The organism is Gordonia sp. YC-XJ4, from assembly GCF_059511865.1.
In genome coordinates this window covers 13,886-37,464 of sequence record NZ_CM183447.1, presented here as the reverse complement: position 1 = coordinate 37,464, position 23,579 = coordinate 13,886, and the positions used below count along the sequence as shown (strand labels likewise).

Sequence of the window (23,579 nt, the reverse complement as noted above, 5' to 3'; positions counted from 1 at the left end):
GTGCGTTCCTGTTCAGTTGATTGCGCGGAAAGCACTTCGCAGCGCGGCCGAGAGCGCTCCGCTTCTGACTACGCGGGTGACCCGCGCAATGGCTCGCCCGCTTCGTTGGTGTCGCGCGGCGATGCGAAGACGCCCCGTGCTGCCATGATCGGGTTCGGCACAGACCTCCACCACCGAGGTCCCCTTGGTCCCTTCAAAGCACTGTGTGTGGCCGCTGTGGGGGCGAATGCGCCGCCAACTGCGCGAAGGGCGAACGCGCCCTCCGAGCGCAGCATCAAGCTGGGCAGGGCTGTCGTATCGCTGGCCGGGATCGCGTGCGATTGAGGTGTTGACGACATCACGCAGGCCTTGCGGCACGTGCGGAGCGTGGTCCCAGAGGTCTGGGGTGGCGCGATTCCACAGGTCCGCAAATGTGGAGATATGCCGGTGAGGCTCGTGCCCCGCGATCAGCCAGAAGAGGGTCGCGCCGAGGCTGTAGACGTCGCTCTGTTCGCTGTAGCACCGTTCGTAGCGTGGGTCGCCAGTCATGAATGCGTACACCACCTCAGGCGCCATGGTTGTGGGGGTGCCGGCCGCATCTGCGAAACCGTGGGAGTCCATGAACTGTGCTAGGCCCAGGTCGCCGACGAGGATGTCACCTCGCTCGTCGAGAAACAAGTTGTCGGGCTTGATGTCTCGGTGAACGAGGTTGTGGTCGTGGAGCCGAGAGACCCCTTGACAGGCTTGCCGCGTCCATCCAACCGCGGTGCTGATCTCGACGCCGATCTCGGCCGGTATGCGTGCGGTGAGAGTGCCGTTGTTGGCTACATCGGTAACGATGTACGGAACCCCAGATGCCCAGTCAGCATTTCTCACCGGCAGGATGTATTCGCCTTCTAGTTGCCTCAGCACTTGTGCTTCGGTCCAGACGGAACTGACGGAACCGGGCCTCAAGAACTTCAGCGCGCAGACCTGGCTCATGAACAGGTCGTTGACTTCGAAGACCTCACCGAATGCGCCCGCGCCGAGTCTGCGGATTACCTGGTATCTGCCGGCGATGATTCGAGCGGCAGGGGTGGCGCTCATTGCTTAATCGTAGGCAGTATCGATGGCATGCGAGTGTTGGGTCTTGCCACGAAGGTCAGCGGAACTGCGATCACGGTTTCGGCTGTAGTGCTCGAGGGCGTTATCAGCGGCGGACCGTTGGACCTGACGAGGGGACTGGTGCACGGTTAGGTGACATCTGATCTGGCTTGCCCCGGGAGGGCGGCCTGGAAGGATGACTACTGTGCCTAAGCCTTATCCGAAAGAGTTCCGTGATGATGTGGTCCGGGTTGCCCGGGATCGTGAGAGCGGTGTGACGCTCGCGCAGATCGCGAAGGACTTCGGGATCCATGAGATGACGTTGCAGAAGTGGATGCGACGCGCCGACATCGATGACGGCAACAAGCCTGGGATGACGTCGGGGCAGTCGGCGGAGTTGCGGGAGGTCAACAAGCGAATCCGGTTGTTGGAGCAGGAGAATGAGGTCCTGCGCCGGGCCGCGGCGTATCTGTCGCAGGCGAACCTGCCGGGAAAAGGTTCTACCCGCTCGTGAAGGAGCTCGCCGCCGACGGAATCCCCGTCGCGGTGACGTGCCGGGTACTCAAGCTCGCCAGACAGCCCTACTACCGGTGGCTCAAGGAGGCGGTCACCACCGCCGATCGGGTCGCGGCCGCGCGGGCGAACGCCCTGTTCGATGCGCACTGCGAGGACCCGGAGTTCGGGTACCGGTTCCTCGCCGACGAAGCCGAACACGCTGGTCAGGCGATGAGCGCGAGGACGGCGTGGCGGATCTGCTGCGCCAACGGCTGGTGGTCGAGCTTCGGTAAGAAACGTGGGAAGAACGGTAAGAAGCCGGGGCCGCCGGTGCACGATGACCTGGTTGAACGCGACTTCACCGCCGACTCCCCGAACCAATTGTGGTTGACCGATATCACCGAGCACTGGACCGACGAAGGCAAGCTCTACCTCTGCGCGATCAAGGATGCCTGCTCGGGGCGGATCGTCGGCTACAGCATCGATGACCGCATGCAATCCCGTCTCGCCGTTGCTGCGCTCAACCATGCGGTCGCCCGCCGAGACGGCGATGTTGCTGGTTGTATTGTCCACTCGGACAGGGGTTCTCAGTTCCGGTCGCGGAAGTTCGTGTCCGCACTCAATCGGCACGGCCTGGTCGGATCGATGGGCCGCGTCGGCGCCGCCGGCGACAATGCAGCGATGGAATCGTTCTTCGCGCTGCTGCAACGCAACGTCCTCGACCGGCAGCGGTGGGCCACCCGCGAGCAGCTGCGGATCGCGATCGTCACCTGGATCGAACGGACCTACCACCGCCGACGCCGTCAGGTCCGCCTCGGCCGGTTGACGCCCGTCGAATACGAGACGATCATCAACACAGCCGCCTCAGCGGCATGACACCGACACTGTCACCCGATCGTGCAGCAGTCCCGAGTGTCGTCGTCAGCAGCTCGTTCGAGTTCAAAGAGGATTTCGGTGAGGATTTGGCTTCACTGCTGGGCACGCTAGCCAAGAAGGTCAGTGGCCGCATCCGGTCGATCGACCCGGACGTTGTGGTCGTTCGCCGCGCGGATTGGAACCGCAACACCGGAGGCCAGCGTGGACCTCGCTTGCGCCTGCTAGCGGAGGGGGCGATCACAGGGGCTGCTCACGAAGTAGTGCAGGCGACGAGGATTCGCACAGGGAAGGAATGCGGCACGGACTACGGCGCGTCGAAGGCGCAGATCGACGCCGACGCCTCACAGGTCCATGGAGGCAAGTATTCCGAGGCTACAGCGGCTGCACTCTGCGGATTGGTCGCGGGCGCCTAGTTGTTGAGGCCGGGGACGTTGTGAACGCGTAGCCGTTCGATCGGGGTCTGGCCGCCGATGCCGGAATGTGGTCGGTGGTGATTGTAGTGATGCAGCCAGGCCGGGTAGGTGTCGGCGCGGGCTTCGTCGCTTCGGTAGAGCTGGGCGTATGCCCACTCGGCGGCGAGAGTGCGATTGAACCGCTCGACCTTCCCGTTGGTCTGCGGTCGATATGGTCGGGTCCACTTATGCGTCGCAGTGCCGAGGGCGGTGTTGAAGGCCTTCGAGCGGTAGCAGGATCCGTTGTCGGTGAGCACCCTGCGGACGATGATGCCGTGCTCGGCGAAGAACAGCTCCGCGCGCCGCCAGAACGCGGTCGCAGTCTCCTGCCGTTCGTCGGTGAGGATTTCTGAGTAGGCCAGTCGGGTGTGATCGTCGACCGCGTGGTGCAGGTAACTGTAGCCGCGGCCCTGCTTCTTGTTGTGTCGATTGCCGACGATCCGACCGAGCTTACGGTGCCCTCCGCCGTCCGGGATCCTCCCGAGCTTCTTGATATCAAGGTGAACGAGATCACCTGGGGCGCTGTGCTCGTAGCGAATCGGCCGGGGCGCCCGAACGAGTAGTCCGGTGGCTTGATCGAGGTGCCGAAGCAGCGGCATCCGGTAGCGGCGCAGCACCGCCGCGACGGTCGAACGCGGCAGACGCAGGTGGTAAGCGATCCGCGCCGGGCCCCACCGCCGCTGAAATCGCAGGGCGATGATCCGGCGTTCACGCCGCCGGCTCGTCTGCCCCGGACAACGGTGCGGACGACTGGACCTGTCGGCCATCCCCGCCGCGCCCTGCACGCGGTAGCGATCGGCCCACCGCTTCGCGGTCACCGGCGAACAGTTGAACCGTTCGGCGGCCCGGTGCAGCGGCCACCCGTCGTCGACGACACAGCGGGCCAGGGCCAGCCGGCCCCGATCGGTCAGGAAAGCATTACCGTGAGACATGAGGACCTCGTGGTGATCGGCGTGTGTGTGGTAGCCACACCGATACCCGAGGTCCTCACCTACCTACCGAACGCCACGCCGTTCACAACCTCCCTGGCCAGTACACCTAGTCCGACGACTAGATCCCGGGCTCCGGCCCGAAGTGGTTGGTGATGATGCTGGCGATTTGCTCTTCCCGATACGCGGAGTGATCTAGCAGCTCTTGCTGAGCAGCCAGGGCCGCGTACGCGTCGGCGAGTTGGCTCGTCAGTCGCTTGACGATCTCACGCATCGCAGTGTGGTCGTCGCGGGCGCTCGCGTAGGCAAGTGCGAGTCGGTTGATGTCGTCAATCAGATGCGCATCGACAGGAGGGCGCGTCGAGGACCTGGACTGCCGCTTTCGTGGTCGCTGTGCTCGGCGTTCGACCTCGGCCTCCAGTGAGTGAACGAACACCCGCGGAGCGTTGCGTACAGCTCGCTGCCCCTGTGGTTGCGCCGGGCCGGTCAATACGCCATCACGGAGCAGTTGTTGCGCCCGCTGCCGCGTCACGCCGAGCCTCTCGGCGGCGAGCGCAAGCGAGACGGCCTCCTCCTCCATCAAGCAAGCATGCGTTACGCAATTTTGCTTATCAAGGCCCCGATCTGAGTTACATTCATGGGATTAGGAGAGTAAACTTGCTTATATGACGGTCTCCTTGCTTTCGGATGTTCTCGAAGCGCAAACACAGAACGCGCGTTTGCGCGGCGAGGATCTTCGCCGCGCTGGTGAGTTCATCGCAGCTCACGCCGTCAAGGCCGGGCTCGCGGTGTCAGCAGTTGACCGCACATCTGAACGCCTAGTTGCAGCCGCGTCCATCGCCGACGGGAACGTGCTTGTCGTAGACGAGTCGGAGCGATTGGACGGTCAGCGTGTCCTGCTCGTTGCCGGACACTGTGCTGGTCCGATGGGTATCGCGGCGCAGGCCTCGATCGCCCGAGCACTCGGCGCAACGTGGGTCGAGGCGATGTACGTCGCCGTCGATCCTGGGGACTGGTCCATTCCCGGGGTCGATGCCTTGGCAACCCTCAAATTGCAGGATCTCGGCCGCGGGGCTGCCGAAGGCTCACCTGACCTGGATGCTGGTGTGTCGTTCTCTTCTGAGGGGGTGGCGTGCGCGGCCGGGTAGCGTCGGCGGACACGATGGGATCGGTGACCCGAGCGGTCGAAGCTTCCGGCTGGTCAGGAGTTGTGCTTCCACGCACGAGCGTGCTGGGCGTGTCTCTCTTTCCGGTTGTCGCGATAGATCAGGCTGTGTGGGCGGAGCGGATATCGAACAATCAACCGCCCGAGCATGATCGGTCGACGTTGGCGGTCTGGGAATCCTGGATCCACGAGTTGGGTGATTGCCCGCCTCGCAGTCCGCTGACAATCGTTGGTTTCGTCTCAACGGCGGCCCAGCCTCAGTACGCCCTCGAGGCGTTAGGCAGGGTGTCTGGGTTCGGTGCCGGAATGTGGGTTACTCAAGCTGAGTCACCACGGTCGATCACCCTGGCTGAGTTCGATGTCGCTGATACGTGGGTCGTTCGCGAGCGGGACTCGGCGGTGCTCGTAGAAGGCCGTCCGGGTCCGGCGGCGACTGCGTGCCGGATGACGTCGACTAGGCACAAGGAGGAACAGCTCTTTGCGTGGGCACTCGACGTTGGTGTGGGCATCTAGACGCTGACGCGTGGCGTTGCGGCGAGCCAGGCCTTGACGGCCTTGTGGGGCTTCCATGGCTGCGACCGAGCAGTCAGCAATTGTGAGTGGTTCTTGATGGCCTGCTCGCATCGGTCTCGCCATTCTCCTGGCCTGGCCGGCGCGGGGTGCTCAAGCAGCTGCCTGGCGATCTGTGCTTGTGCTGCCAGCGAGTGTTCCATGGCCGCGCTGGCGACGTCGCTCTGGTCGAAGAGCCACGCCAGAGAGCGCCCATGGCACACGCTGCATGAGCACCTCCAGACAGGCGATTGCGGATTGGTGGTGATGCCACCTTCGACCTTGTCGAGCATGTAGTACGACTGCAGCCTGGGTACGTACACCGACGGCGGAGGTGTGAAAACTTCGTCGTCACCATCGGTCGCCGGATACAGATGCCTCAATCCTGATCGAACACCAACCGAAACCGCTGCCGCACCATGCGCGAGCGCTCCCAGTACGGATGTGTCCGAGCGCAGCAGCAAGGTCGGAACGTCGCACCTGAGTACTTCGATAAGTCCGGCGACGGTCTCCTTGTGACGCAGTGGGTCCGATTCGGATTCGAGAACGAGGGCAACTGGGCGTCCAGTGGCGGTGATCACCTCGATCAGCGTGTCGAGGTTGGCAGTAAGCCAGTCCGTGGCCAACGGCAGACACACCAACAGTCGATCGGAGTGCGTCCCCCATCCGAGGACGGACTTGAGCGACTCGCCGTCGCCCTTCGGAATGTAGCCGGAGTCCGTCATCGCCCACGTCAGGCCTGCTGCGAATTGATCGTTCACCCACTGCTCGGACATCCCGGTCGCGCCGACTCGCCGTGAGTTCCCGGTGTATTGGGCTGCATCGAGGAGGATTGCAGCGCGTTGATTCTCCTTGCGAAGGCGCTTCAGCGCGCGGCGAGCAGTGGCCGCACTTCGGCTGGCGACCACGGCACCAACGTTGTCCGTCGCCGTCAAAGGTGCAACGACGTCAAGGGCGCCGGCGGAGATGTGTGCCATGAACGGTGGTCCGAACTCCGGAAGTTCGGCACAATCGTCGAACTCGAGTGCTTGCGCGATCCCCACGGTGACCCCCAGATCGTTGACTTGGCCGTCTCGCCTCGGGATGTACGGGATCAACCTCGTCGATCGACTTCACCTATACCAGCAGCGACGTGTGATGCGCCACCAACTACGCACCTCAGCTATGCCGCCGAAACCGGACTACGTCGCGGCGCCAGGCGCGCGCGACACCCGTGCTTCTATCGCCTCAACGAGATCCGGGGGAGCACGGCCGCCGTCATCGGCATTCGCCAATCGAACGGCTCTGGTGACCAAAAAACCCGAGGTCACGGACTCATTTGAGTTCGCGACCTCGGGTCCAGCAGTTCATAGAACTGCTCGTGGTGGGCGAAGGGGGACTTGAACCCCCACGTCCCGAAGGACACTGGCACCTGAAGCCAGCGCGTCTGCCATTCCGCCACTCGCCCGTGGCCGCCGAGTTCTCGGCGGGCATGACCGTGAATCGATGGGTTCGATCAACGGCCTGGACGACGATAGCACGCACCTCACCGCAAGTGAAAAACGATGAATTTGACCCGTCGTACAACCCGCGTCATTCAGCTACGCGCAACCCAGGGGGTGGACGCCAAAGCGCTGGTCAGGGATGATTTCAGGGGTAGGCGCACACCACATGACGGTGGTGATGCGTATGTTGCAGACGGTACAGCAGTTGCTTCATGGCAGCCTGGGCCGTCAGTATCGGTATCATCTGTAAAGGCCACACGCACGGCGACACGCCACACAAGCCGCGAAGGGAGGTCGACGGTGGGGATTTTGCAACGCATCGAGCGCAAGCTCGAGGGTGCTGTCGATGACGGCTTCGCGCGCGTTTTCGGCGGCGAGGTCGCCCCGCAGGAGATCGAGAACGGCCTGCAGCGAGAAGCCGAGGAATCGTTGGAGAATCTCGGTGACGGTACAATCCTGGCCGCGAACAGCTACACGTTGCTCTTCAGTCCGACCGACCACGATCAGATCGCGGCCGAGTACGAGCTGAACCGCAAGAGGTTCTCCAAACACCTGGAGAACTTCATCAAGGACAACGGGTGGCAGACATACGGTCAGGTCGTCGTCGAATTCGACCAGTCTCCGTCCCTGCACACGGGTATGTTCCGTGCGCGCGGCGCGGTCAACCCGGACGCCCAGCCGCGACCGGTGCGTGACGGAGGCGTACCCCGACCACAGTCACAGCCGCATCCACACGATGCGGCCAAACAAGTAGGAGCCCCAGAGATGACGCAGAACCCCGGATACGACCAGCGCAGGGCACCGGAACCTGCGTACGACCAGGGCTACGGCCAGCAAGGCGGGTACGACTACCAGCAGGGCTACGGCCAGCCGGGCCACGAGCAGGCCGGCTACGGGCAGCCCGCCCATGAGCAAAACGGCTACGGACAGCCCGGCTACGACCAGGGCTACGGCCAGCAGCAGGGTTATGCCCAGCAGGGCTACGAACAAGGCGGCTACGGCCAACAGGGCTACGACCAGGGCTATGCGCAGCCCGGCCAGGGTTACGAGCAGGGCGGCTACGGCCAGCAAGGCTACGAGCAGGGTTACGGCCAGCAGGGTTATGACCAGGGCTACGGCCAGCAGGGCGGCTACGACTACCAGCAGGGCTACGGCCAACAGGGGTACGAGCAGGGCGGTTACGGCCAGCAGGGTGGTTACGACTACCAGCAGGGCTACGGCCGTCCGGCAGCCGGTTACGCGCCGACCGCGATCACGCTGATCCTCGAGGACGGCAGCAACCGCACCTTCCAGTTGCGAGAGGGCTCCAACGTCATCGGCCGCGGCCAGGATGCACAGTTCCGCCTCCCCGACACCGGCGTCTCGCGTCGTCATCTGGAGATCCGCTGGGACGGCAGCACCGCGATGCTCACCGACCTGAACTCCACCAACGGCACCACCGTCAACGACGTGCAGGTCAACAGCTGGGAACTCGCCGACGGCGACCGCATTCGCGTCGGTCACTCCGACATCACCGTCCGCTTCCAGTAGGCGTCGAGTTCGGCGGTACGACGCGCCTCCGCCGTGGCGGCGGTCGGTGCCGACGACGGCCGGGCGTACGCAGGCACGACGCCCGTTGATGCAGAACTGACACATCTGAATGACGGGCGCACCGGGTTGAGCCCATAAGATGCACCTCGGGTCTTGTACGTCCCGGACCCGCCCGGGTGGGGATCCTCCGTATCGTCGGAGACCGACTCGTTCGATCGACGACCGTTGAGATGCGCTGGAGGTGGATGACGACATGCAGGGGTTGGTGCTGCAGCTGACCCGGTTGGGTTTCTTGCTGCTGCTCTGGCTGTTCGTCTATGCCGTGATCCGCACCGTGCGCGCCGACATCGTCACCGCCTCGGGATCCCGGCTGCCGCGCTTTCGAGGCACGGCCGAGAAGGGACGGGCGAAGCCGAGCACGAAGGGGTCCGCGCGGTACCTGGTGGTGACCGCGGGTGCGCTCGCGAACACCCGCATCACGCTGGGAACGCAGCCGGTGCTCCTCGGACGCGCCGACGATTCGACGCTGGTGCTCACCGATGACTACGCCTCCGAGCGGCACGCACGACTGTCCCGCCGCGGGGATGACTGGTACGTCGAGGATCTCGGGTCCACCAACGGCACCTACCTCGACCGATCCAAGGTGACCACGGCGGTGAAGGTCCCGCTGTCCACGCCGATCCGCATCGGCAAGACCGTGATCGAGCTGCGCCCGTGACACTCGTACTGCGCTACATCGCGCGTAGTGACCAGGGTCTGGTCCGATCGAACAACGAGGATTCGGCGTACGCCGGTCCGCGGTTGCTCGCGCTCGCCGACGGCATGGGCGGTCACGCGGCGGGTGAGGTCGCCAGCCGACTGGTCATCGAATCCATGCGCACCCTCGACGAGGACGACGCGACCGGAGATCTGCTCGACGCCCTCAATCACGCCACCCAGGCCGGCAACCACGCGATCGCCGCCCAGGTCGAGGCGAAACCCGAACTCGACGGGATGGGCACCACCCTCACCGCGATCCTGTTCGCCGGCTCCCGAATCGGCTTGTGCCACATCGGCGATTCCCGCGGATACCTCTACCGCGACGGTGAGCTCACCCAGATCACCCGCGACGACACCTTCGTTCAGACGCTCGTCGACGAGGGCCGCATCACCCCCGAACAGGCCCACACCCATCCGCAGCGATCACTGATCATGCGGGCGCTGACCGGTACCGAGGTCGAGCCGACCCTGACCGTGCGCGAGGCGCGTGCCGGCGACCGGTATCTGCTGTGCAGCGACGGGCTCTCCGATGTGGTCAGCGAGGAAACCCTCGCCGAGACACTCGGTTCGATCAGCGACTACAAGGAATGCGCAGACCGGCTCATCGAACTCGCCTTGCGCGGCGGCGGACCGGACAACGTGACCGTCGTGCTCGCCGACGTCGTCGACACCGACTACGGCGAATCACGGCCCATCGTCGGCGGCGCCGCGGGTACCGGTGAGGACGCCTACACCCCGGACCCGAAGACCGCGGCCGGCCGCGCGGCGGCGCTGCGCCCACCGCTCGAGGCGCCGCAGCAGCCGACGATCCTGCCCGACGACGACGAGCCGGTACGGACCGGACACAAGGGCCGATGGTTCACCATCGGGTTCATCATCCTGGTGATCGTGGCCATCCTCGCGGGCTTCTTCGGGTTGCGCTACTACCTGCACCGCACCTACTACATCGGCGAGCAAGACTCGAAAGTCGTTGTCTACCAAGGCTCTCCCGACGCGGTGCTGTTCTACTCGGTGAGCAACCTGGTGCAGAAGGGCTGCATCGTCGACGCCGACAAGGACTCCGCGCGCATCACCTTCGTGCCCGCGGACGCCGCCGACTGCACCGCGCTCAACGTCGCCGACCTCCAGCCGTTCTCGCAGTCGGCGGTCCGCGAACACCGGATCTCCGGCAAACCGCTCAACGACATCCTCGGCACCACCAGCGAGCTCGAATTGCTGCCGCTGTGCAAGGCAACGATGCCCGGCGTCAACGACCAGTCGATGCCGTCGGAATCGCCCGCGCCCGCCCCGCCGTCATCCACCCCGGCGCCCGCTCCCGGGCCGGCCACGCCGGTGCCCGCGACCTTCGGGCCCGGCGGTGCCCACATCGCCCCGGCGACCGAGGCGCCCGCGCCCCCTACGTCGGGTGCCCCGAACAGCTCGGCGCCCGGCAGCTCCGCACCCTCCAGTTCGGCACCCTCCGGCTCGGCGGGATCATCGACGTCGCCCTCGGCTGACCAGCCCGGAACGAACTGCCGGGAACCGTAGATGACGCAAGCCGCCGCCCCGACCCACGCACGGCCCACCCAGCCCGAACACACCGGACGCAACGCCGAATTGGCGCTGCTGGTGTGCGCCATCGGGGTGGTCACCGTCGCGCTGCTCATCGTGCAGAGCGCCCAGGATCAGTCGCTGACGTGGGACATCGCGAAGTACGTCGCCGCCTACATCGTGCTGTTCGCGATCGGGCATCTGGTGGTCCGGCGCTTCGCCCCGCACGCCGACCCCGTCTTCTTGCCGGTGGTGGCGATGCTCAACGGCCTCGGTCTGGTCCTCATCCACCGGCTCGACCTCGGGTCGGGCAACACCGGGGAGTCGATCAATCCGACGACCAAGACCGACAACGCCGACCAGCAGTTGCTGTGGGCGTTCCTCGGGATGGCCGTCTTCGCCGCGATCCTCATCTTCATCCGCGATCACCGCACCCTGTCGCGCTACGCGTACACGCTGGGTCTGGGCGGTCTGATCTTCTTGGCGATCCCGGCGATCCTGCCGGCGTCGTTGTCGGAGATCAACGGCTCCAAGAACTGGATTCGCACGCCGCTGTTCAACATCCAGCCCGGTGAGTTCTCGAAGATCCTGCTGATCATCTTCACCGCGGCCCTGCTGGTCTCCAAACGCGACCTGTTCACCACCGCGGGCAAACACTTCCTGGGCATGGACCTGCCACGCGCCCGCGACCTCGGCCCGCTGCTCATCGCATGGGTCGTCGCGATCGGCATCTTCGCCCTCGAGAACGATCTCGGTGGCCCGCTGCTGATCTTCACCACGATCTTGGCGATGCTCTACGTGGCCACCGAGCGGGTGGGCTGGGTGGTCATCGGTCTGACCATGTTCGCCGTCGGCGCGATCCTCGCCTACCAGTTGTTCCCGCATCTGCAGGTCCGCGTATCGGTGTGGCTCGATCCGTTCGGCGACTTCTACAACACCGGCTACCAGATCGGCCAGAGTCTGTTCGGCCTGGCCACCGGTGGTCTGTTCGGCACCGGACTGGGCTCGGGGCGACCCAACGCGGTGCCGTTCGCCAACACCGACTTCATCATCGCGACGATCGGTGAGGAGCTCGGGCTCGTCGGCCTGGCCGCGGTGCTGATGATGTACATGATCTTCGTCGTGCGCGGCCTGCGGACCGCGGTGACCGTCCGCGACAGCTTCGGCAAGCTGCTGGCCACCGGACTGTCGGTGACCATGGCGGTGCAGGTCTTCGTCGTCGTCGGCGGCGTCACCAAGCTGATCCCGCTGACCGGTCTGACCACCCCGTTCATCTCCTACGGCGGCTCGTCGCTGCTCGCCAACTATGTGTTGGTGGCGTTGCTGATCCGCGTGTCCAACGCTGCCCGCGAGCCGGATCCGACGAAGCGCCGGCCGACCCCCAAGCCCGTCGAGTCACTGCCCACGCAGGCGGTGAAGCGCACGTGAACACTCCGATCCGTCGGGTGTCGGTCGCGGTGATCGCGTTGATCGTCGTCCTGCTCGCCAACGCCACCTACGTGCAGGTGATCAAGGCCGACAAGCTGCGCTCCGACCCGCGCAACGACCGGGTGCTGCTCGACGAGTACTCCCGGCAGCGCGGCTCGATCATCGCCGGCGGCGAGGTCATTGCGATGTCGCAGGCCACCGACAGCCGCTACAAGTACCTGCGCCGCTATCCGGTGAACCCGCGTGCCTTCGCTCCGATCACCGGCTACTACTCGATCCAGTACGGGTCGGCGGGCCTCGAGCAGTACGAGAACTCGATCCTCTCCGGCAACGACGACCGCCTGTTCGGTCAGCGGTTCACCGACATGTTCTCCGGTCGGGATCCACGCGGCGGCAACGTCGTCACGACCATCGACCCGCGGTTGCAGCAGATCGCCTACGACCAGCTGAACTCCGGGGCCACGTGCGACGGGCCGTGCGTCGGTGCGGTCGTCGCGATGGACCCGAGTACCGGCAAGATCCTCGCGATGGCCTCGACGCCCAGCTACGACCCGAATCTGCTGAGCAGCCACGACCAGAACGTGCGGGAGGCGGCGTGGGGCGCCGACACCGGCGCGGACAAGCGCCTGCAGAACCGTGCGACCGACGAGATCTATCCGCCCGGATCGACGTTCAAGATCATCACGTCGTCGGCGGCATTGCGTGACGGACTCAACGCGTCGACGCAGCTGACCGCGGCGTCGACCTTCCAGCTGCCCGACAGCACCGCGACACTGCCGAACTACGGCGACGAGACCTGCCCGGGCGGCAGCGGCACCGTCAGCCTCGCCGATGCGGTGAAGTACTCGTGCAACACCGCCTTCGCCGACCTCGTGCTCAACAAGATGCCCAACGCCACCGACACACTCAAGGAAACCGCTCGGCTCTACGGCCTCGACTCGCCGGCGCCGAACATCCCGATGCCGGTGGCGCGGTCGACGGTCGGCACGATCCCCGACCGCGCATCTCTCGCGCTCAGTGCGATCGGACAGAAGGATGTTGCGATGTCGACCCTGCAGAACGCGATGGTCGCCGCGACCGTCGCCAACGCCGGTGTGCGGATGCAGCCGTACCTGGTCGACAAGTTGCAGTCGGCGGACCTGCGCACCCTGTACACGACGCCACCGACCACCATCAACTCGCCGATCACCTCGGAGCAGGCGGCTAGCCTGACATCGATGATGGTCGGGGTGGAGAATGCATCGAACCCGTCCGGCGGGCCGGTGCAGATCGCGTCGAAGACCGGTACCGCCGAGCACGGCGACGAGAACTCCGCCACCCCGTATTCCTGGTACATCGCGTTCGGGCCGTCGACGGACGCGAAGATCGCCGTCGCGGTGGTGGTGGAGAATGGGAAGTTCGGTGTGCAATCGGTCGGTAACACCGTGGCCGGACCCATCGGCCGGGCAGTGATCAATGCTTATGTAGGAGGTGGACGATGACGTTGCAGAACGGCACCATCATCGCCGACCGCTATCGGCTGATGCGTCTCATCGCCACCGGCGGTATGGGACAGGTCTGGGAAGCGCTTGACACCCGGCTCAATCGCCGGGTTGCGGTCAAGGTGCTCAAGGCGGAGTACTCCGACGATCCCGAGTTCGCGGCACGGTTCCGCACCGAGGCGCAGACCACCGCGAAGCTCAACAACCCGGGCATCGCGAACGTCTTCGACTACGGCGAGACCGGTGACCGTGGCGGCGGCACGCTGGCGTACCTGGTGATGGAGCTCGTCGACGGCGAGCCGCTGAACTCGGTGATCTCGCGGATGGGTCGGTTGTCGGTGGCCAACACCCTCGACATGCTCGAGCAGACCGGCCGCGCGTTGCAGGCCGCGCACAGCCAGGGGCTGGTGCACCGCGACGTCAAACCCGGCAACATCCTCATCACGCCGACCGGTCAGGTCAAGATCACCGACTTCGGGATCGCCAAGGCCGTCGACGCCGCACCGGTCACGCAGACCGGCATGGTGATGGGCACAGCCCAGTACATCTCGCCCGAGCAGGCCACAGGCGACGACGCGACCGCGGCGTCGGACGTGTATTCGCTCGGGGTCGTCGGCTACGAGGCGCTCGTCGGGCGACGGCCGTTCCTGGGTGACGGCGCGATCACCGTCGCGATGAAGCACATTCGTGAGACCCCGCCGCCCCTGCCGGACACCATCCCGCCGAACGTGCGTGAACTGATCGACATCACCATGTCGAAGGACCCCAAGCAGCGCTACCCCAACGGTGGGGCGTTCGCCGACGCCGTCGCGTCTGTACGCGCCGGGCGCCGCCCACCGCGGCCCGGTGTCGCCGGGGCTGCAGCGGCGGGTGCTGTTGTCGGCGCCGGAGCCGGAGCGGCGGCCGCACGGGCCAACGCGACCCGCGCGATGACCGACTCGACCCCGCCGCCGACGTCGGCGCGCCCGCCCACCACCTCGGCCCCGGCTACCGCGGGTCAGGGCGGGGGCGGCTGGACGACCGGGCAGAAGGTCCTCGCCGGTGTCGCGACGGCACTACTGGTCGGGGCGATCGCGCTGATCGGGTACTACCTGGCCAGCGCGGACGACAACACGCCCGCGCCGGCGCCGGCGTCGACGACGACCACCCAGACCGAGACGGTCACCACCACCGACGACCAGACGACCACCCAGGAGACCACGACCACCCGCTCGCGGCCGCCGACCACGACGACCACCACCGAGGACACCACCACGCCGGAGACCACGACCCCCGAGGAGACGACGCCGCAGACCACCGACCCGGGCGCGACCACGCGGTCGTGCAACATCGGGCCGATCCAGGTGCCGTGCTGATGCCATGATGTCGACCCCGCACCACCTCTCCGACCGCTACGAGCTGGGCGAGACGCTCGGCTTCGGCGGCATGTCCGAGGTTCACTACGCACGTGATCTCCTGCTGAACCGGGACGTCGCGGTGAAGGTGCTGCGCGCCGACCTGGCCCGGGATCCGTCGTTCTATCTGCGCTTCCGCCGGGAGGCCCAGAACGCCGCCAAGCTCAATCACCCGACGATCGTGCAGGTCTTCGACACCGGCGAGGCCGAGACCGACGAGGGGCCGCTGCCCTTCATCGTGATGGAGTACGTGGACGGTGAGACGCTGCGAGATGTGTTGCGGCGCAACGGCCCTGTCGCGCCACGGCAAGCCATGACGTGGATGGCCGACGTGGCCGCGGCGATGGATTTCTCGCACCGCAACGGCATCGTGCACCGTGACATGAAGCCGGCGAACGTGATGATCGACTCGTCGGGCGCGGTCAAGGTGATGGATTTCGGCATCGCGCGCGCGATGAACGACTCGACGTCAACGATGACCCAGACCAGTGCGGTGATGGGCACCGCGCAGTACCTCTCGCCCGAGCAGGCGCGCGGGATCAAGGTCGATCCGCGCAGTGACATCTACTCGATGGGCTGCGTGCTGTTCGAACTGCTCACCGGCGAGCCGCCGTTCACCGGTGATTCGCCGGTCGCCGTCGCCCATCAGCATGTGCACGAGGATCCGCGCTGGCCGTCGGCGGTGCGCCCGGACATCCCGCCGGAGCTCGACTCCATCGTCATGAAGGCGATGAGCAAGAACAAGGAGAACCGCTACCAGTCGGCGGCCGAACTGCGGTCGGATCTGATCAAGGTTCTTGCCGGCGGAAAACCGTCGGCGCCGCTGCTGATGAGCGAGGAGGACCGGACCGCCTGGCTCGACACCGGCTCGGGTCCGCGTCGCGCATTGCGTGCCGACACCGGTGGCCAGCCGGCTGCGGGCAAGGACGACGACACCCCGACCCGACGCCGTCCCCCATGGCTGATCGCCGGCGCGGTGGCGGCCGTGGTGCTGCTGTTCGTCGGGTTGCTGGTGTGGTGGTCGCCGTGGTCGTCCGGGTCGGCGCGCAAGGTGGCCGTACCCGCGGTGGCCGGACTGTCGGCGGCCGACGCGCGTAGCACCCTGGAGAAGGCGGGTTTCGAGGTCAAACAACTCGACGAGTCGAGCGAGACCGTCGACGCCGGTAAGGCCACCCGCTCGGCGCCGGGCGAGAACGTCCCGACACCCGAGGGGTCGACGGTCACGCTGTTCATCTCCAGTGGACGTGAGCGCCAACGCATCCCCGACGTACGCAACAAGACCCAGGCCGACGCGACGTCCGAGCTGCAGAACGCGGGTTTCACCAACATCAAGGTGCAGCAGGTGGACTCGGTGTCGGTCGAGGTCGGTGACGTGGTGGACACCAACCCGGCCGTCGGCACCGACACACCCGTTCGGGACCCGTTGATCATTCGGATCAGCACCGGCCCCAAGGACGTCACGGTACCCAATCTGGTGGGTCAGTTCGAGTCGGCCGCACGCGCCCAGCTCGCCCAGCTCGGCCTGAAGGTGACCGTCGTCGAGGGCGACTCGGACCTGCCGCAGGGCCAGGTCGTCAGCTCCAGCCCGTCGGCCGGTGACTCGGTGAAGCAGGGCGCCACGGTGCAGCTGACGATCTCCCGCGGCAACATGATCGTCGTGCCCGATCTGACCGGTCAGACCGCTGACCAGGCGTTCGCGACGCTACAGCGGTCGGGGTGGAACGGCGCACTGAACCAGACACCGCGCAATGTGCCGCTCGGCAGCCCCGACGACGGGAAGATCCTGTCGCAGAGTCCCGGGGACGGATCGAAGCTGGCCAAGAACGGGGCGATCAACGTCGTCGTCGGGCGCGCGAGCCTGCTGCCGGGCTGAGCACAGCCGGCTCATCGGGACCGGCGGCTCAGGACTGGGCGGCTCAGGACTGGGCGGCCAGCGCCGGACCGATCGCCTCGGCCATCTCCTGTTCGAGGACGGCGACGGTTGACTCGTCGATGTCGATGCCGCAGACGCCCAACCAGTTGGCCAGCATCCGGTGGCCACCCTGGGTGAGCACGCTTTCGGGATGGAACTGAACGCCGTGGATCGGCAGCTCCCGATGCTGCATTCCCATCACGATGCCCGACTCGGTGCGGCCGGTGACCACGAGCTCGTCCGGAATGGTCTCGGGCAGCACCGTCAGTGAGTGATAGCGGGTCGCGGTGAACGGATCCGGCAGACCACGCAGCACCCCGACCTGATCGTGATGGACGAGCGAGGTCTTGCCGTGCAGCAGCTCCGGCGCGCGATCGACGGTGCCGCCGAACGCCGCACCGATGGCCTGATGACCGAGACACACTCCGAGCAGAGGTACACCGTCGGCGGCGGCGACCCCGACGAGCGGCAACGTCGCTCCGGCGCGCTGCGGCGTACCCGGCCCGGGCGACAGCAGCACGCCGGCGAAACCGGACCCATCGGGACCGCGCAGCGCAGCACGCAGCGACTCGTCGGTGAACTCGCCGTCGGTAGTCGTCAGCCGGGGATCATCGTTGCGCCACACCGTTGCCTCGACACCGAGCTGGCCCAGGTACTGGACCAGGTTGTAGACGAAGCTGTCGTAGTTGTCGATGACGAGGATGCGGGCCGCGTGGTTCGCGGAGCCGGTCGCCTCCGGTGCTGCGCTGGTCATCGTGTCAGGTTACCCGGGGACTCGCGGGGCGCTCGTGGCGGCGACCTGGTGCGATACCGTAGAGGTGATGCGCCGGGCGTGTCGCGGACAACACACCGCGCCACGACACCGCCGCCGAACGCGAAACGAGAAGATGCAAGGGGTCATCGCCCGCCGATGACCCGCTCGCTGCACAACAGAGGAAGTCATGCCGAAGTCAAAAGTCCGGAAGAAGACCGACTACACCATCAACCCGGCGAGTCGCACGCCGGTCAAGGTGAAGGCCGGTCCCTCCAGCTCGATCTACGTCGGCGTGATGCTCGGCCTCATGCTGCTGGGTCTGGCCTGGCTGATCGTCTACTACCTCGCTGCCGGCGAGACCACCTACGGTGGCCCCGGTCAGGCGCTGCACTGGATGAACAACCTGGGCGCGTGGAACTTCCTCATCGGCTTCTCGATGATGGTCGTGGGCCTGCTGATGACCATGAAGTGGCGCTGAGGTCGGCCGTTGATGCTGGTCAAAGACCTGCGCGCGGTTATCCACATGTGGAAATTACATGTGTGTAAGTCATCCCCACTGTGAGTAAGTCCTGTGGATAACTCTGCCGAGCTGTCCACACAGCAGTGGGCGACGCCCCGACTCGCGGCCGGCGCGCTCCTGGCCGCAGGCGTCGTGCTCCTGCTGTGCGCGGTGTTCGTCGCATCCGACGCCGTCGGATCGGTGATCATCGGTATCGCCGGGTTGATGCTGCTCGGGTTCGGGGCGTACGCGTCGCTGATCCGGCCGCGACTCGAACTGTCGGCCGGCCCGCAACTGACCATCCGGCGTATCGGCGGCGCCGTGACACTGACGCCCGCCGACGTCGAGCGCGTCCGACTTCTCACGATGCGCCGCATCGGACGCCGATCCGGTCAACTCGAGATCGACTACTTTCCGGCGGCTGCCGACCATGACACCGAACGCGAGGGCACCGAACGCGAGGGCACCGAACGCGAGGAATCGATGCTGGTGGTGTTCAGCCGCTGGGATCTCGGCGCCGATCTACTCGACGTCGTCGACGCACTCGACCGCGCCGGGTTCGCGGTGGAGGACTCGCGTCGCTGAGCGCCTGTGCTCCGGTTGTCGCTGAGCACCTGTGCTCCGGTTGTCGGAGAGCGCGACTCAGTGAACGTAGACGAGTACCGGCCCGGTGTAGGTCACCGCGACGATGACGCTGATGGCCACCGCCACGACCAGCAGGGTACTGACGGCCACCCAGCCGATGAGGGTGGCGTTGCGGTCGGTGCGCAGGGACTGCGGCAGGAGTCGGGGCGACCAGATGAGTGCGGCGGTGGCTGCCGCGCCGAACACCAGGCCGCCGACGTGTGCGGCGAGGGAGATGCCGGGGATCGAGAACGACATCACGAGGTTGATGGCGATGATCGTCAGCACCGGTGCGGGTGAGACACGCAGGCGCAGAACGACGATGAGCATGGCGCCCATCAGCCCGTAGATCGCTCCCGACGCGCCGGCGGAGCGGGCCTCGTTGGATTGCGCGATCATCACCGCGGCGCTGCCACCGAGCAGCGCGGTCATGTAGACCATCACGAATCGTCCGATGCCCAGGGCGATTTCGAGATCTCGGCCGAGGATGTAGAGCGAGATCATGTTCACCGCAAGGTGTATCAGGCTGTAGTGCAAGAATCCCGCGGTGAGCAAGCGCCAGTACTGGCCGAGAAAGACATTGCCGCGCACCAACTCTCCATGCAGGAGTGGCCCGGAGACCTCGACGTTGAAGGAATGTGCGGCGTAGATCGTGTAGGCGAAGACGACGACGTTGATCGCGATCAGCGTGTAGGTGGCCAGCGGGCGCCGGGCGCGTACGGGCCGCGTGACCACCGACCGGATGCCCCGGTCGCCGAAGTCGGGTCGGCGGATGTCCTGGCGGCCGGAGCCCCGCGCGCCGTCGCCGCGCACGCACTCGTCGCAGTGCTGCCCGACCGCGGCCGGGTGCAGACATCCCGGACAAGCCGGCCGCCCGCACCGCGTGCAGGACAGCGCGGTGGGGCGGTCGGGATGTCGGTAACACACCGCCGGCGGACCGGCGGGGCCGATGGTCAGTTGACCTCGATCTTCTCGATGCGGACCTCGTCCAGCGGACGGTCGCTGCGATCGGTGGAGGTGGTCGCGATCGCGTCGACGACCTGCTGCGAGGCCGGATCGGTCACCTCACCGAAGATGGTGTGGCGACGGTTCAGGTGCGGGGTGGGGCCGACGGTGATGAAGAACTGCGACCCGTTGGTGCCCGGTCCGGCGTTGGCCATGGCGAGCAGGTAGGGGCGGTCGAACTGCAGCTCCGGGTGGAACTCGTCCTTGAACTTGTAGCCGGGGCCGCCGCGGCCGGTGCCGGTCGGATCGCCGCCCTGGATCATGAAGCCCTCGATGACGCGGTGGAACACCGAGCCGTCGTAGAACGGACCGGAGTCGCCCCCGGAGGCGTTCGGCTCGCTGTAGTCCTTGCTGCCGGCGGCCAGGCCGACGAAGTTGGCGACGGTCTCGGGCGCATGGTTGCCGAAGAGATCGACCTTGATGTCGCCGCGGTTGGTGTGGATGGTCACGGTCTGCGTTGATGTGCTCACCACTCCATCCAACCAAATCGGCGGCAACAACCCCACGACTCCGTCGGCAACATTCCACGACCTCGTCGGCAACGGCGCATGTTCGGCCTCCGACCACGCGAGTAGCACCGGCAAAGCGGACCTGGCACGCTGTGGGTCATGCCGAAGAAGTATCTCCTGCTGATCGCCGCTGCCTCGGCGGCAGCATTGTCGGCCGTCGCGGCGGTGTTCGTCGTGCGACGCTCCCGTACCGAACTCCCGCCGGTCTCGCCGACGGTGCCCCGTATCGAGAATCTCCGCTCCGCGGAAGGCATCGAGAATCTCGGCTCCGCCGAGGGCATCGACAACCAGGGCACCGCCGAGGGTGATGTGGCTCTCTGATCCCGGCCGCTGGTATCCCCATAAGTCGGACAAGCGTGGTCGTCGCGGGACGCACCATGCATCATCCACCGGGTCCGGAAGGTAATTTGGACCGGTGACCTCCGACGAGAACAGGCCGGGCGGGGACCTCCGTCGCGGCGACGCGCCCGACGGAGTGCCGCCCGTCCCCCGTGACGACGCTCCCGAGGCGGGCACCGGCACGGCGTCGGCGCCCTGGGAGCGCCCGCCGACCGCACCGGTCAGCGGGCGCAACCCCGACCTGACACCCGGCGACGTGCGCTCGGACTCCGGCGTCGGACCCCGACCACCGGGCACACCATCGAACCCGCGCGTACCGATTTCCGGCACCGGTCCCGGGCCACGACCACCCTCGGGCCCGCCCATCGGCCCGGTCGCACCCGGTGCACCCGCGTCTCGTGGCGGGTCGAGCACCGGCTCCGGTCCCCGACCCCCACAACCGGGTCCGGCAGCGCGACCTCCCGGTATGTCCTCGACGGGTCAGGGTCCCCGACCGGCCCCGCCGGCCCCCGGCGGCCCGGGCGCTCCGGGCGCTCCGGGCGGTGCTCCCCCTGCCGGCGCACCCGGAACCACCGGTCCGGGACCGCGTCCCGGCTGGCGCGGCGGACCACCTCCCGGCGCGCGCTCGGGCCCGGGCACCCGGATGCCACCGCCCCCGGGCCGCCGTCGCCCCGGTGCACCGATACCCCCGGGTACCCGGCCGCCGGGCCCCCCATCCGGGCCCGACGGTCCGCCACCGGTGCCGGGCTCGGCACCGCGCGGCGGCGGACCACAAACCGGCGGTCCACAGGCCAACGGACCACAGGGAGCTCCGCCCCGCGGTGGTGTTCCGGCCGGCGCTGCCGGTGTGAACGCCGACGCGACGGTCCGGTCCGACGAACAGTCCTCGGCTCCACCCCGTGCCTATTCGGCCGTCGACGCCGGACCGACCAGAGCCACATCCGCCGGAGCCCCACCCGTTGGGGCCCCACCCAGGTCCGGCGACAAGAGTTCCCCACCGACCACCGCCGCACCGGCGACGGAGGCATCATCGGAGTCCAAGGAGGCGCCCGTGGGCGGGCAGAGTGCCGCCACCGCAGCCCGGTCGTCGTCGCGGTCGACCGCCAAGACGAGCACCCTCGCCATCTGGGCGATGGTGCTGTCGGTCATCGGCTGCACCTCGCCGATCGGGCTGTACCTGGGGTATCGAGCGCGCAATCAGATCCGGCGCACGCGTGAATACGGTGAACCGTTCGCCACCGTCGCGATCATCGTGGGCTGGGCCTACATTCTTGCGCTGATCGTGGCGATCGTGGCGTACATCATCGTGCTCGTCCTGCGGTGAAGGTGTCCGCGATGACGCTAGTCGGGCCGGGCGCCACCTAAAGTGAACCTTGTTCGCGTACCATTCGACGAATGAAGCGTCCACTTCTGATCCTGTTCGGATTCACCGTGCTCGCGGCCGGGTTGCTTGCCTCTCCGGCACCCCGCGCCGCCGCCGCTCCCCCGTGCGCCGACGTCGAGGTCGTGTTTGCGCGCGGAACCGTGGAGACGGCTCCACCCGTCGGCGTCACCGGCCTGTCCTTCGAGCAGGCCCTGCGTAATCAGCTGCCCGGTAAGTCGGTCAACGTCTACGGCGTGAACTATCCGGCCGGTAGCAACTTCGACAACCGGATGGCCTTCGTCGAGGGCGTGGTCAAGGGCGTCAACGACACCCAGCGCCGCATCAAGTACCTGGCTGCGCAGTGCCCCGGCTCGCACATCGTGGTCGGTGGGTACTCGCAGGGTGCAGTCGTCGCGTCCTACGCGTTGAGCAACAAGATCCAGATCGACCCGCAGTACCGGCAGTACCAGGACCGGGTGCCGCAGCCGCTGGCCGACAACGCCGCCTCGCACGTGACCGCCGCGATCCTGTTCGCGCCGCCGTCGTCGAACTGGATCAAGCAGGTCGGTGCGCCCCCGATGAACGTCGGGCCGCTCTACGAGGGCAAGACCAAGCGCTACTGCATCGCCGGCGACGTCGTCTGTGACGGTGCCCCGGTCGGGCAGCCCAACGGTCTACATGTGCTCTATGCCGTCAATGGCATGACTGTCGATGCCGCCCAGTATGTGAAAGCTCGTCTGTAGCACTCACCTCATCAGCACTCGCCTCAACCGGCCGGACGTCCTGTGACGGGACGTCCGGCCGGTTCTTTCGTTCGACATGGCGAAACGACCAGCCGATCAGCATGAGGATCGTCACCGTCAACGGGAGGCCGGTGGCAATCCGTCCGACGGCCAGCAACCCGACGCTGCCGTGCTGATAGATCGCGTACTGGACCACGAAGCGGGTCAGGAACGCCGACGCGGCGGCAAGGGTGACCGCGCCGAACAGTCGTCGCGCCGACGGGTCGCGCCGCCAACCGGTGCCTCGCCCGGTGACCGCACCGAATACGAGGCCGATCACCGGGTAGCCGACGACACACGAAACCGCCAGCGCCGCAGCCACTATCGGCGGATACCAGAGATCGGGCAGAAAGTAGTCGCGCGCTTGACCGCTGTGGAGTGCGAATCCCACAGAGATACTGACGCCGATGCAGGCACCGATGACCGGCCGCACCGTCCGCCACCGCCACACGGTGAACGCCCCGATCGCGACGGTGGTGGCCGCTGCCGCGGCGATGGCCGCCCCGAGGCCCGCCGACGACGCGGTCACCGCGAAGACCGTCGACGGTACCGCCGAGAACCCGACCTCGGTCCATACCTGCGAGGGTCGTCGGTGTCCGGTCGAACGGGATTCCGGGGTACCCATGAAAGCACCCTATAACTAAGTTATAGTCGGGTC

The 23,579-nt window shown here is 66.6% G+C and carries 23 protein-coding genes and 1 tRNA gene; 15 read left to right on the top strand and 9 right to left on the bottom strand.

Features of this window, described 5'->3' with window-relative positions; genetic code table 11:
- Positions 1–12: 12 nt before the first annotated feature.
- Positions 13–1,065 (bottom strand): serine/threonine protein kinase, encoded by a 1,053-nt coding sequence (locus tag AC5ZH6_RS00180; RefSeq protein WP_128646662.1) that lies wholly within the window; start codon positions 1,063–1,065, stop codon positions 13–15.
- 202 nt (positions 1,066–1,267) lie between these two features.
- Between AC5ZH6_RS00180 and AC5ZH6_RS00175 the strand changes: the two genes are divergently transcribed.
- Positions 1,268–2,433, top strand: a protein-coding gene (locus AC5ZH6_RS00175; protein ID WP_496169289.1) for an IS3 family transposase whose coding sequence is annotated in 2 segments (ribosomal slippage) — positions 1,268–1,552 and positions 1,555–2,433 — 1,164 coding nt in all. Because the reading frame shifts where the segments join, the coding sequence is not laid out codon by codon here.
- Entirely contained in the window at positions 2,430–2,846 is a 417-nt protein-coding gene (locus tag AC5ZH6_RS00170) for a hypothetical protein (protein ID WP_168436292.1), read from the top strand. The genes AC5ZH6_RS00175 and AC5ZH6_RS00170 overlap by 4 nt, the downstream gene beginning before the upstream one ends.
- Here the strand turns inward: AC5ZH6_RS00170 and AC5ZH6_RS00165 are convergent.
- Both AC5ZH6_RS00165 and AC5ZH6_RS00160 read right to left on the bottom strand, forming a co-directional pair.
- Positions 2,843–3,817, bottom strand: coding sequence for an IS481 family transposase (locus tag AC5ZH6_RS00165; protein ID WP_006368646.1), 975 nt, complete (start codon positions 3,815–3,817; stop codon positions 2,843–2,845). The two genes, AC5ZH6_RS00170 and AC5ZH6_RS00165, sit on opposite strands and share 4 nt — an antisense overlap.
- A gap of 118 nt (positions 3,818–3,935) precedes the next feature.
- Positions 3,936–4,394 (bottom strand): hypothetical protein, encoded by a 459-nt coding sequence (locus AC5ZH6_RS00160; RefSeq protein ID WP_006368645.1) that lies wholly within the window; start codon positions 4,392–4,394, stop codon positions 3,936–3,938.
- Between the two features lie 85 nt (positions 4,395–4,479).
- Between AC5ZH6_RS00160 and AC5ZH6_RS00155 the strand changes: the two genes are divergently transcribed.
- Complete coding sequence (locus tag AC5ZH6_RS00155; RefSeq protein WP_006368644.1) at positions 4,480–4,962, top strand: hypothetical protein; 483 nt, start codon at positions 4,480–4,482, stop codon at positions 4,960–4,962.
- A gap of 526 nt (positions 4,963–5,488) precedes the next feature.
- Here AC5ZH6_RS00155 and AC5ZH6_RS00150 read toward each other — a convergent pair.
- Complete coding sequence (locus AC5ZH6_RS00150; protein ID WP_170320175.1) at positions 5,489–6,505, bottom strand: hypothetical protein; 1,017 nt, start codon at positions 6,503–6,505, stop codon at positions 5,489–5,491.
- A gap of 384 nt (positions 6,506–6,889) precedes the next feature.
- A tRNA-Leu gene (locus tag AC5ZH6_RS00145) sits at positions 6,890–6,975 on the bottom strand.
- A gap of 337 nt (positions 6,976–7,312) precedes the next feature.
- On the opposite strand from AC5ZH6_RS00145, the gene AC5ZH6_RS00140 reads away from it, so the two are divergent.
- The 7 genes from AC5ZH6_RS00140 (at position 7,313) to pknB (ending at position 17,007) form a co-directional block, all read left to right on the top strand.
- Entirely contained in the window at positions 7,313–8,542 is a 1,230-nt protein-coding gene (locus tag AC5ZH6_RS00140) for an FHA domain-containing protein (protein WP_006368641.1), read from the top strand.
- Positions 8,543–8,795: 253 nt separating this feature from the next.
- Positions 8,796–9,260 (top strand): FHA domain-containing protein FhaB/FipA, encoded by a 465-nt coding sequence (locus tag AC5ZH6_RS00135; protein ID WP_006368640.1) that lies wholly within the window; start codon positions 8,796–8,798, stop codon positions 9,258–9,260.
- Positions 9,257–10,828 carry a PP2C family protein-serine/threonine phosphatase gene (locus tag AC5ZH6_RS00130; RefSeq protein WP_006368639.1) on the top strand — a complete coding sequence of 524 codons (1,572 nt, stop codon included), beginning with the start codon at positions 9,257–9,259 and terminating at the stop codon, positions 10,826–10,828. Before AC5ZH6_RS00135 ends, AC5ZH6_RS00130 begins: the two co-directional genes overlap by 4 nt.
- The gene (locus AC5ZH6_RS00125; protein WP_006368638.1) at positions 10,829–12,259 is read left to right on the top strand and encodes an FtsW/RodA/SpoVE family cell cycle protein; all 1,431 of its coding nucleotides are present in this window, start codon (positions 10,829–10,831) and stop codon (positions 12,257–12,259) included.
- Entirely contained in the window at positions 12,256–13,740 is a 1,485-nt protein-coding gene (locus AC5ZH6_RS00120) for a peptidoglycan D,D-transpeptidase FtsI family protein (protein WP_006368637.1), read from the top strand. Before AC5ZH6_RS00125 ends, AC5ZH6_RS00120 begins: the two co-directional genes overlap by 4 nt.
- The gene (locus AC5ZH6_RS00115) at positions 13,737–15,095 is read left to right on the top strand and encodes a protein kinase domain-containing protein (RefSeq protein ID WP_006368636.1); all 1,359 of its coding nucleotides are present in this window, start codon (positions 13,737–13,739) and stop codon (positions 15,093–15,095) included. Before AC5ZH6_RS00120 ends, AC5ZH6_RS00115 begins: the two co-directional genes overlap by 4 nt.
- Before the next feature lie 4 nt (positions 15,096–15,099).
- On the top strand, positions 15,100–17,007 hold the full coding sequence (gene pknB / locus AC5ZH6_RS00110) for a Stk1 family PASTA domain-containing Ser/Thr kinase (protein WP_006368635.1): 1,908 nt from the start codon (positions 15,100–15,102) through the stop codon (positions 17,005–17,007).
- 43 nt (positions 17,008–17,050) lie between these two features.
- Here pknB and AC5ZH6_RS00105 read toward each other — a convergent pair whose 3' ends face one another.
- Positions 17,051–17,800, bottom strand: coding sequence for an aminodeoxychorismate/anthranilate synthase component II (locus AC5ZH6_RS00105; RefSeq protein ID WP_006368634.1), 750 nt, complete (start codon positions 17,798–17,800; stop codon positions 17,051–17,053).
- Positions 17,801–17,987: 187 nt separating this feature from the next.
- On the opposite strand from AC5ZH6_RS00105, the gene crgA reads away from it, so the two are divergent.
- Positions 17,988–18,278, top strand: a complete 291-nt coding sequence (crgA, locus tag AC5ZH6_RS00100; protein WP_006368633.1) for a cell division protein CrgA — start codon at positions 17,988–17,990, stop codon at positions 18,276–18,278.
- Between the two features lie 93 nt (positions 18,279–18,371).
- Positions 18,372–18,884 carry a PH domain-containing protein gene (locus tag AC5ZH6_RS00095; protein WP_006368632.1) on the top strand — a complete coding sequence of 171 codons (513 nt, stop codon included), beginning with the start codon at positions 18,372–18,374 and terminating at the stop codon, positions 18,882–18,884.
- A gap of 57 nt (positions 18,885–18,941) precedes the next feature.
- Here the strand turns inward: AC5ZH6_RS00095 and AC5ZH6_RS00090 are convergent, their stop codons facing one another.
- Together AC5ZH6_RS00090 and AC5ZH6_RS00085 are read right to left on the bottom strand one after the other, a co-directional pair.
- Entirely contained in the window at positions 18,942–19,850 is a 909-nt protein-coding gene (locus AC5ZH6_RS00090) for a rhomboid family intramembrane serine protease (protein ID WP_020172908.1), read from the bottom strand.
- A gap of 26 nt (positions 19,851–19,876) precedes the next feature.
- Entirely contained in the window at positions 19,877–20,410 is a 534-nt protein-coding gene (locus tag AC5ZH6_RS00085; RefSeq protein WP_085949110.1) for a peptidylprolyl isomerase, read from the bottom strand.
- A gap of 126 nt (positions 20,411–20,536) precedes the next feature.
- Here AC5ZH6_RS00085 and AC5ZH6_RS00080 point away from each other — a divergent pair, with 126 nt between their 5' ends.
- The 3 genes from AC5ZH6_RS00080 to AC5ZH6_RS00070 all read left to right on the top strand — a co-directional run bounded on the left by AC5ZH6_RS00080 (position 20,537) and on the right by AC5ZH6_RS00070 (position 22,882).
- Positions 20,537–20,758, top strand: a complete 222-nt coding sequence (locus tag AC5ZH6_RS00080; protein WP_006368629.1) for a hypothetical protein — start codon at positions 20,537–20,539, stop codon at positions 20,756–20,758.
- 1,069 nt (positions 20,759–21,827) lie between these two features.
- Complete coding sequence (locus tag AC5ZH6_RS00075; protein WP_014358158.1) at positions 21,828–22,100, top strand: DUF4190 domain-containing protein; 273 nt, start codon at positions 21,828–21,830, stop codon at positions 22,098–22,100.
- A gap of 71 nt (positions 22,101–22,171) precedes the next feature.
- The gene (locus AC5ZH6_RS00070; protein WP_006368627.1) at positions 22,172–22,882 is read left to right on the top strand and encodes a cutinase family protein; all 711 of its coding nucleotides are present in this window, start codon (positions 22,172–22,174) and stop codon (positions 22,880–22,882) included.
- Here AC5ZH6_RS00070 and AC5ZH6_RS00065 read toward each other — a convergent pair.
- Complete coding sequence (locus AC5ZH6_RS00065; protein ID WP_006368626.1) at positions 22,833–23,546, bottom strand: DUF3159 domain-containing protein; 714 nt, start codon at positions 23,544–23,546, stop codon at positions 22,833–22,835. The two genes, AC5ZH6_RS00070 and AC5ZH6_RS00065, sit on opposite strands and share 50 nt — an antisense overlap.
- Positions 23,547–23,579: the final 33 nt, after the last annotated feature.

Coding starts and splice junctions, on each gene's coding strand:
- AC5ZH6_RS00080 (WP_006368629.1), top strand. CDS start 20,537: ATGCCGAAGAAGTATCTCCTGCTGATCGCCGCTGCCTCGGCGGCAGCA.
- AC5ZH6_RS00170 (WP_168436292.1), top strand. CDS start 2,430: ATGACACCGACACTGTCACCCGATCGTGCAGCAGTCCCGAGTGTCGTC.
- AC5ZH6_RS00180 (WP_128646662.1), bottom strand. CDS start 1,065: ATGAGCGCCACCCCTGCCGCTCGAATCATCGCCGGCAGATACCAGGTA.
- AC5ZH6_RS00150 (WP_170320175.1), bottom strand. CDS start 6,505: ATGGCACACATCTCCGCCGGCGCCCTTGACGTCGTTGCACCTTTGACG.
- AC5ZH6_RS00070 (WP_006368627.1), top strand. CDS start 22,172: ATGAAGCGTCCACTTCTGATCCTGTTCGGATTCACCGTGCTCGCGGCC.
- AC5ZH6_RS00165 (WP_006368646.1), bottom strand. CDS start 3,817: ATGTCTCACGGTAATGCTTTCCTGACCGATCGGGGCCGGCTGGCCCTG.
- AC5ZH6_RS00125 (WP_006368638.1), top strand. CDS start 10,829: ATGACGCAAGCCGCCGCCCCGACCCACGCACGGCCCACCCAGCCCGAA.
- pknB (WP_006368635.1), top strand. CDS start 15,100: ATGATGTCGACCCCGCACCACCTCTCCGACCGCTACGAGCTGGGCGAG.
- AC5ZH6_RS00135 (WP_006368640.1), top strand. CDS start 8,796: ATGCAGGGGTTGGTGCTGCAGCTGACCCGGTTGGGTTTCTTGCTGCTG.
- AC5ZH6_RS00160 (WP_006368645.1), bottom strand. CDS start 4,394: ATGGAGGAGGAGGCCGTCTCGCTTGCGCTCGCCGCCGAGAGGCTCGGC.
- AC5ZH6_RS00105 (WP_006368634.1), bottom strand. CDS start 17,800: ATGACCAGCGCAGCACCGGAGGCGACCGGCTCCGCGAACCACGCGGCC.
- crgA (WP_006368633.1), top strand. CDS start 17,988: ATGCCGAAGTCAAAAGTCCGGAAGAAGACCGACTACACCATCAACCCG.
- AC5ZH6_RS00155 (WP_006368644.1), top strand. CDS start 4,480: ATGACGGTCTCCTTGCTTTCGGATGTTCTCGAAGCGCAAACACAGAAC.
- AC5ZH6_RS00065 (WP_006368626.1), bottom strand. CDS start 23,546: ATGGGTACCCCGGAATCCCGTTCGACCGGACACCGACGACCCTCGCAG.
- AC5ZH6_RS00115 (WP_006368636.1), top strand. CDS start 13,737: ATGACGTTGCAGAACGGCACCATCATCGCCGACCGCTATCGGCTGATG.